The 7,649-nt window shown below is 69.2% G+C and carries 3 protein-coding genes; all 3 read right to left on the bottom strand.

Translation table 11 applies throughout. The annotated features are described in order from the left end of the window. Positions 1 to 869 precede the first annotated feature (869 nt). Positions 870 to 3,128, bottom strand: a complete 2,259-nt coding sequence (locus tag NON19_RS22785; RefSeq protein ID WP_255930762.1) for a DEAD/DEAH box helicase — start codon at positions 3,126 to 3,128, stop codon at positions 870 to 872. Between the two features lie 119 nt (positions 3,129 to 3,247). Then, positions 3,248 to 4,255 (bottom strand): hypothetical protein, encoded by a 1,008-nt coding sequence (locus NON19_RS22780; RefSeq protein WP_255930760.1) that lies wholly within the window; start codon positions 4,253 to 4,255, stop codon positions 3,248 to 3,250. A 23-nt stretch (positions 4,256 to 4,278) separates the two neighbouring features. Next, on the bottom strand, positions 4,279 to 7,632 hold the full coding sequence (locus NON19_RS22775) for an AAA family ATPase (protein ID WP_255930758.1): 3,354 nt from the start codon (positions 7,630 to 7,632) through the stop codon (positions 4,279 to 4,281). Positions 7,633 to 7,649 lie beyond the last annotated feature (17 nt).

Genomic DNA, 7,649 nt, shown 5'->3' with positions numbered 1-7,649 from the left:
GCCCGTAGGTGGCCTGGCGGCCACCTACGGGCCTGACGGCCCGTAAGGTGACATAGCCGTCATGCCTGACGGCATGACTGTATGTCAGCTGGATTGGCCCTGACGGGCCAACAGGAAACAAACAGGGCGGGGCCTGCCGGCCCCGCTGTCACATGCTCAGGTGTCATACCTGGTGGCATGACAGTGGATTCGGGCGGTTGGGGTTCCCTGCCCTGGCGGGCAGGGGTTGGTAGGTACGTTTCGGCGCCTACCGGCGCCGTGATGTCGTAAAGGTTTGTTAGACAGTTATCCGGTTCCCCTCCCCCCTTAGTGTGCCTGGGCTGGGGTGTGAGGCCTTGGCTCTGACGGGCCAACAGAACCGAGTAAGACGGGGCCTGGGTGGCCCCGCGGCATGCCTGCCGGCATGTCCGGTTTCTTGCGGTGCCCCTCTGCGCGAGGCTCACCTTCGTTGGTTTTGGAGGCGTTGTCAGAGCCGGGGTATAAGTTCCGGGAGTTGTTGGCCCGTCTGGAATGGCCCCGAATACCACTGGTGAGGTGTGGAGGGGTGATGAGCTGTGCCTGTCAGTCAACATGCTGCCGCTCGGAGGATCATTACCGCTGCTCTGCGAACCGGTGCGGCGTGGATCAACCGGGTTGAGGAGCCTCGTGCGTGGCGGGAGCTCTCCCATATGCACGGGGTGCTCTTGTCGAGTCTACCGGTGGACATTTCTGCCCCCCTCTTGCACCGGCCGGGATGGATTCCTCCCTGCTGTGCAGTGTGGGCATGCCGAGCGGCTCCGCCAGGGCGCAGTCAGGCCATTGGCTTGGACCTCCCGCCCTTCTGTCTGCTGGCGTCTGGCCGTTCTCCTCGAGGAGGTGCGTTCGCCTGCTTACAGGCCGAGTTCGGCCAGGGCTGCTTGTCTCTGCGGGCTGAGGCCGGAGCGGCGGCGGCGCATGTTGCTCAGCCACTGGCCCAGACGCACGGTGTCGCCTTCGATCTTCTCGATGTGGCGCTGGGGGACGTTGAGATGGCCTTCGCGTGCGCGGAAGGCACGTGCGGCGGCCAGCCCGCGTTGGAAGGCACGCTCGCGCGCCGGCAGACGGCTCTCCGTCGCCGGGGGGGCGGGTGTGTCGAGCAGGCCGACCAGCCCCAACTCCTCGAGCAGTGCCTTCTGTTCAGGGTGCAGGCGGTCGGAACGGGCACGCTGTGACTCAAGCCAGCTCTCCGCCTCGGAGGCAGTCTTGTTGGCTGCCCGGCTCTGACGGGTGGCGTGGTAGGCCCGTTGCCAGGTGATCGGCCAGGGCGGGTTCCACCACTGGTCCAGAGCGGTGAGAGCGGCGGCGCGTTCTGGGGTGAGCTGGTGGGCGCGGGTGCGCTGGGTGGCCAACCAGCGGCCGAGGGGGAAGCCGTCGTGGATCTCGTGGACAGGGGCGGCGAGGTGGCCCTGGCGGGCGGCGTAGGCGGCGGCGTGGGCCAGTGCACGGTCGAAGGCCTGCTTGCGGGGGTCCCAGATGATGCCGAGGCGTTCGAGGGCTTGGACGCGTACGGCGTCGAGCGTGTCCTTGGTGTGCAGGTGGCGTTGCCAGGTCAGCCAGCGTCCCAGGGGGTAGCCGGTGGGGTCCTCGTAGTTCTGGGGTACGTCAAGGTGGTGGTGGGTGTGGTGGAAGCGGCGGGCCGCGGTGAGGCCGCGGCGCCATTCGGCGCTCTTGGGGGCCAGGACGCGCAGGGAGAGGGCGAGGGCGATCTCGTCGGCCTGGGTGGGATGGTCGAAGCGCAGCCATGCTTCGGGGTCTTCGGGGGGCATGGTGGGGCGGTGGGTGCGCGGGTCGGACAGGCGGGCGTCGAGGCGGTCGTCGTGGGAGCGCAGGGCCTGGATGGTGTGCCACAGCGGGGTGTAGGCGTCGGCGCCGAGAAGGTCGTCGGGGTCTTCGTCGGGGGTGAGGTAGACGGGGACGACGAGGGTGGCCTTCTTGCCGGCGCCGGGGTGCTGGCGCAGGGCGCGGCCGACGGCCTGGACGGTGTCGACGGGGCTGTTCTTGGGGTCGACGAAGACCACCGCGTCGATGTCGGGCACGTCGATGCCCTCCCCCAGTACGCGGGCGTTGGACAGGACGGCCGGTGTGTCGGGGCTAGTGTGGGAGGTGAATTCGAGCAGGAGGCGGCGGCGGATCTGCGGGGTGTGGCTGCCGCTGATCCAGTCCGCCCACAGCCCCTGGGGGCGCAGGGGTGCGGGAAGGGCGGCGGCCGTCTCCGCCAGGGTGGTGGCGAAGGCGCGGGCGTCGGCGACACGGTGATGGAAGGTCAGGATGCGGCGCAGCTTGTGGTCGTGGATGGCGCGCAGGGCGGCGACCTGACGACCGGCCAGGTGCAGTCCGTCGACACCCGCGCCGGCTTTGGTGGCCAGCCAGTCGCGCAGGTCCGCGTCGGTGACTACGGGGACGAGGATCTGGTAGTCGGCGAGCAGCCCGAGATCGATGGCGTCGGAGAGGTTGAGGTGGTAGGCGACGGGACCGAAGAGGTTGGCGTCGTCCATGGAGGCCACCGTCTCTGCTCCGTTGCCGTCCGGGGCGTCGTCGGGGTCCCAGATGCGGGGGGTGGCGGTCAGGTAGAGGCGGCGGGCGGCTGGCACCTGGTCGTCGTGGTGGACGGCGGCCCAGGCCTTGCCCAGGCGGCCCGCGGTGCGGTGGGCCTCGTCGACGACCACGAGATCCCAGGGGGGCACACGGTGGTCCCGGTGGGCGGTGATGACGGCGGGCAGGGAGGCGTAGGTGGCGTAGACGGTGACCGGGCCGGGACTGGACTGCCCGACTAGGGCGGCCAGTTCGGCGGGGTCCGTGGTGAGGGGAACATCAGCGCCGAGCGGTTCGTGGTCGACGGCCTGGCGTTGGGAGCACACGGCGATGGCGGTGCCCTTGCGGCCGGCCAGGCGCCAGGACCGGATCGTCTGGGACAGCAGGTCCAGGGTCGGCAGCAGTACCAGAACCCGTCCGCGCGGGGCGATGCGGGCGGTGGTGCGGGCGGCGATGAGGGTCTTGCCGGTGCCGCATGCGGCGATCACGCTCGCGCGGGGGTGGTCGCCGAGGACGCGGGTGGCCGCCGAGACGGCTTCCTTTTGGTGGGGGCGCAGTTCGAGGGTTGTGGTGGCCATGGGGCCGCTCCGGGGCATGAGCTGGTGGGGCGGGCATTGGGGCGTTGCAGGGAGATCTACTCGGCGGTGTGGGCGGGCTGCTGGCGTTGCGGGGCGTGCAGTTGGCGGGTTTGTGCGGTTCAGCTTGCCGATGCCACGCGTAGGGCGCGGCTGAGCAGGATGGGGTTGCCCAGGTGGCGGCGTAGTTCTCTCTCCAGTCCGGCGACCGGCACCAGGTTCTGCGGGGCCCGGGTGTCTTTGTACTCGATGCTGGCGTACCGCGGCAGGAGGGCCTGGGAGAGGTTGGCCAGCTCGATCGCCGCGGACGCAGGGATGTCGGCGGCGCATTCCAGCCGTACTACCCCGGCCCAAGGGGCGCCGGGGGTGCACGGGAGGCGCAGGTACCAGGCGTGGCGGTCCCAAGAGGTGCCCATCAAGAAGACCGGGCTACGTTCACCGGGGGCCAGGGTGGCGATCATGGTGTGCAGGTCGGGCGGCAGGTAGGCGGTGCGGTGAGACTTGATGAATCCCAGGGCGCGCGGCAGGTGGGTACGGCCGCGCAGCGGTCCGTCCACGACCAGGAGGTCCGAGTCTTCTGGGACGCCGTGGCTGGTCAGGGTGGTGCGGGCATGGGTGGCGACGAGGACTTCGAGATCGGTGAGTTGGCGTTGCAGCGCCGTCGAGAGCAGCACTGCGAGGTTCTGGTCCTGTTCGTCGGCGGTGATGGTGGCCTTGTAGGTTCCGGCGGTGGTGGGCACGTCGGCGGCGTTGGTGGCGGTGGTGAACAGGCCACGCCGGTAGTCGATGGTCAGGAGATGCGCGCCACGATCGGGGCAGCAGCATACGGTGCCTGCTGCGTACGATGCGCACAGCGCCATCCGGGCGTCCCGGACTGCGTTGCCGGGGCTTGAGGCCGGTTCGACGGATGGGGGCTGTTCGATCCAGATGCGGGCCTCGATGCGGCGGACGCCGTCGACGAACAGGACTGCCCCTGGGGCGGATACCTGGGAAGGCGAGATGGGCTTCCAGTCGGCTGGGGCGAGTTCGATGTGGGGGGTGACTTTGGCTGTGGAGTCTGCGATGCCGTTCTCGGCGTTCTCGACGCTGGAGCCGTAGGTGGGGTCCCAGCCGTCGACGTGGAATCGCATGCGGGAAGCCTGTGCTGCGCTGGTCATGTGCCCTGCCGGGTGACGGTGGAGGTGCGGGTGTCGCGCTGGACGTGGAACTGGACCGGGATCTGTTCGGCGAGTGCAGTGACGTGGGTGATCACTCCGACCATCCGCTCTCCCTGGGCAAGGTTTTCCAGGGTGTCGGCGACGGTCTGGAGCGAATCGGCGTCGAGGGTGCCGAACCCCTCGTCGAGGAAGATGGACTCCAGTTTCGTGGCGCCGCCCAGTCCGGCCAGTTGGTCGGAGAGGGCCAGTGCGAGGGCCAGGCTGGCCTGGAAGGTTTCGCCGCCGGACAGGGTACGCACCGAGCGCGAGGAGTCGGCGTCGAGGTGGTCGATGACGTAGAACTCGCCCTTTCGGTGGCTGAGGTCGAAACGGTCGCCTGACAGCTGGCGCAGCGACTGCGAGGCGCCGGCGACCAGGGTGTCAAGGGCTGAGTTGGCGAGCCACTGGGGGAACTTGTTGGACCGCATCAGCCGGGCCAGCTCGGCGGCCACCTGCTGCCGGGTGCGAGCGGCGTCGATCTTGTCTCGTATCGAGGCGGCGTCGGCACGGCTGCGTTGGATCATTTCTACCTGGCCCCGGGCGCGTTCGGCTGCGACCGCCACCATCCGTGGAGCCTGTGCGGCACGATCTGGGCCGTCGCCGAGATTGTGGGGATCCAGGTCGCCATCGCGCAGTAGCGTCTCCAGGCGACCCAGGAGTTGTTCGGCTTCCTCGTGGGCGCTCTGGGCGTCGGTACGGGCGCGCACGGTGTCGTCCTGCCGGTCGCTGACCCCGCGGCTGGCCCATCCGGTCAGGATGGACCAGGCGGCGGCGAGGTCGTCGGTGTCGGGGCTCGGTGGATTCAGCGCCGCCACCGCATCCCGGCTGGCTGCCAACACGGATCGGGCCTTCGCGGTGCGGTCCTGCCACCGCTCCTGCTCGGCCGCCGCTGCCTTGGCTGTCTTTCGTGTGTGGTTGACGTCAGCGGTGGCTGTCTCTACGGCCGCCTCGAGGCGGGCGCATTCCTCGAAGAGGGCCGGCAGTTCGTCTTCCGGTGTTGCCTGGTCCAGGAGTGTCTCGAGTTCGCTCAGGCGGCCGGTCAGGGTCGTCTTCTCTAGGTCGGCGGTTGCGGCGTCCCGGATGGCTGTGGTGTGGGCAGCCTGGGCGTCGGCCTGCGCACGGTCAGCTGCCTCAAGCGAAACGGCCGCGTCCGAGTGGGCCTTTTCGGCGTCGGCTGTTTCGGCTGCGGCGGCCGCGAGGTCGCGTTCTGCGGTGGCAGTCTGGGTGCAAGCCCAGGTCTCCAGGTCGGCCCAGGCTGCGGTCAGGTCGTCGGAGTCGACGGCCGGCGGATCGAGAGCGGCCACCGTGCCTAGCGTCGAGTGCAGGGTGCTGCGAGCCTGGTCGAGTTCTCGCTGCAGCGCGGCCGCCGCCGACGTGGCGGAATCGTGCGCAGTTTTGGCCTTCTGCACCGCGTCGCGGGCCTCCTGCTCCTCAGCGGTCAACTGGGCGCGGGATGCGGTGAGTTCGTCGAGTTGGGCGCGGTCGGCGTCGCAGTCGCGATCGGTGCCGGCGGGACGGTCGGGCAGCAGCGTGCCCAACCTCTTATCGAGGAGGGTGCGCTGTGTGGTGAGTTTGTCTACGGCTCGCTGTTTGTCGGCGACCGTGGCCTTGGCGTCCTCGTATTGGGCCAGCAGGTCACGGTGTTCTTCTGCGGCAGCGGCCCGTGCCGCCTCGGCTGCCTGAAACGCGGGGTCGGACAGCGGCGGCGGGAGGATGGTGACGTTCTGCTCGCAGACCGGGCAGGCGTGTCCCACCTGAAGCTTGGGGCGCAACTGCGCGGCACCGGCGATGGCGCGAGCCTCGTCGACCGTGGACGTAGCCGCGTTCAGGCGCGCTTGCGCGCTGGCCACCGCCTCCGCGGTCCGGCTAGTCGTCTCGACACAGTTGTCCAGTTCGCCAGTGGCGTCCGTGAGCACGTCGATGACGGCGAGGAGTTGGTCGAGTGTTTGGTGCGCGTCCGTGAGCCGGCTGCCATCGCCGGCGGCGGTAAGCGCACGGGATGCCTGCTCGTGCCGGTCGCGGGCCTCGGCCAGCTGCCCGGCGGCGGCTTCGACCTTGTGGGAATGGGCTGCTGCGCGGCTGGTCAGGTCGGTGATGCCGTCGGGGGTGCGGACGGCAGTCAGCAGTTGTTGGCGACGCTGCAGTTTCTCGTGCGTCTGCCGGGCTTGGTCGCGGCGCTCGCGGGTCTTCTCGACGCTGCCGCGGGCCTTGGCGACGGCGTCCTTCGACACTTTCAGCCGTTCTTCGCACTGTGTCAACTCTCCTTGGGCGCGCTCCGCATCGGCGATGACGCCGGCGCGGCGCCCAGCCAGGACTGCCTTCTCGGTGTACCGGTCGCGGGTGACGGTCAGGTGGGTGCGTTGCGGGCCCAACTGAGCCTCTTTGGTGACGTCGGAGAGGGTCTGAACGGCTGCGTCGGCGGCGTCACGGGCCTGCCGGGCGGCTATCTGCGACTGTGTGGCCTGACGTTGCAGCTCTTCGATGCCGTCGGGGGTGCGGATGGAGGTCAACAGATCGGTCTCGCTGCGCAGCTTGTCGGCTCGAGCGTCGGCCTCGTTTGCGCGGGTGTGTGCCTCGGTGACACGGGGCACGAGTTGGTCAACGGTGACGGCCAGCTGCTCAAGCGTGGCAACACGCGCCTGTGCGGAGGCCTCGGCTTCGGCGGTGGCGTCGGCGTGCCGGGTCAGCTGGTCGTCGAGGACCTCGATCTCCTTGGCTGCTTGGTCGGCCTGGGCGCTGGCGCGCTTGCCGATGCCTTCGTATTGGGAGGTGCCGAGGAGTTTGAGCAGGATCTGCTGTCGGGCGCTAGCGTTGGCGGACAAGAACCGGGCGAAGTCGCCCTGGGGCAGGACGACGCACTGGCAGAAGTCCTCGAAGGACAGGCCGAGCAACTGCTCGATGGCAGCGTTGAGTTCCTTGATTTCCCCAGCCAGCACTTCCGGCTGCGGTCCGCCTTCCTCAACAGCGACTGCGGTGGGGTCGGTGAACTGCACCAGGCTGACGGCCTTCTGCAGGATCTGCTGGCCGATGCGGCGGACCTCGCGGGCGACCTGGTAGCGCTGCGATCCGACGTCGAAGGTGAGCGAGACCGTGCAGCGGTTGCTCGTGGGGGCAAGCGCGTAGGAGATGGCGTTGCTGCGTCCCCACCGGTAGGCCGACCCGTACAGGGCGAACGTCAGCGCGTCGAGGATGGTGGACTTGCCCGATCCGGTGGGACCGACGAGGGCGAAGTAGTCGGTGTCGGTGAAGTCGACCACGGTGGGGGCGCGGAAGCCGGCGAAGCCGTTGAGCTCCAGACGAACGGGACGCATCTGCAGGATTCCTTTGG

The sequence above is a fragment of the Streptantibioticus rubrisoli genome, assembly GCF_024436055.1.
Classification (GTDB): Bacteria; Actinomycetota; Actinomycetes; order Streptomycetales; family Streptomycetaceae; genus Streptantibioticus_A; species Streptantibioticus_A rubrisoli.
This window is presented reverse-complemented; position numbering and strand designations above follow the sequence as displayed.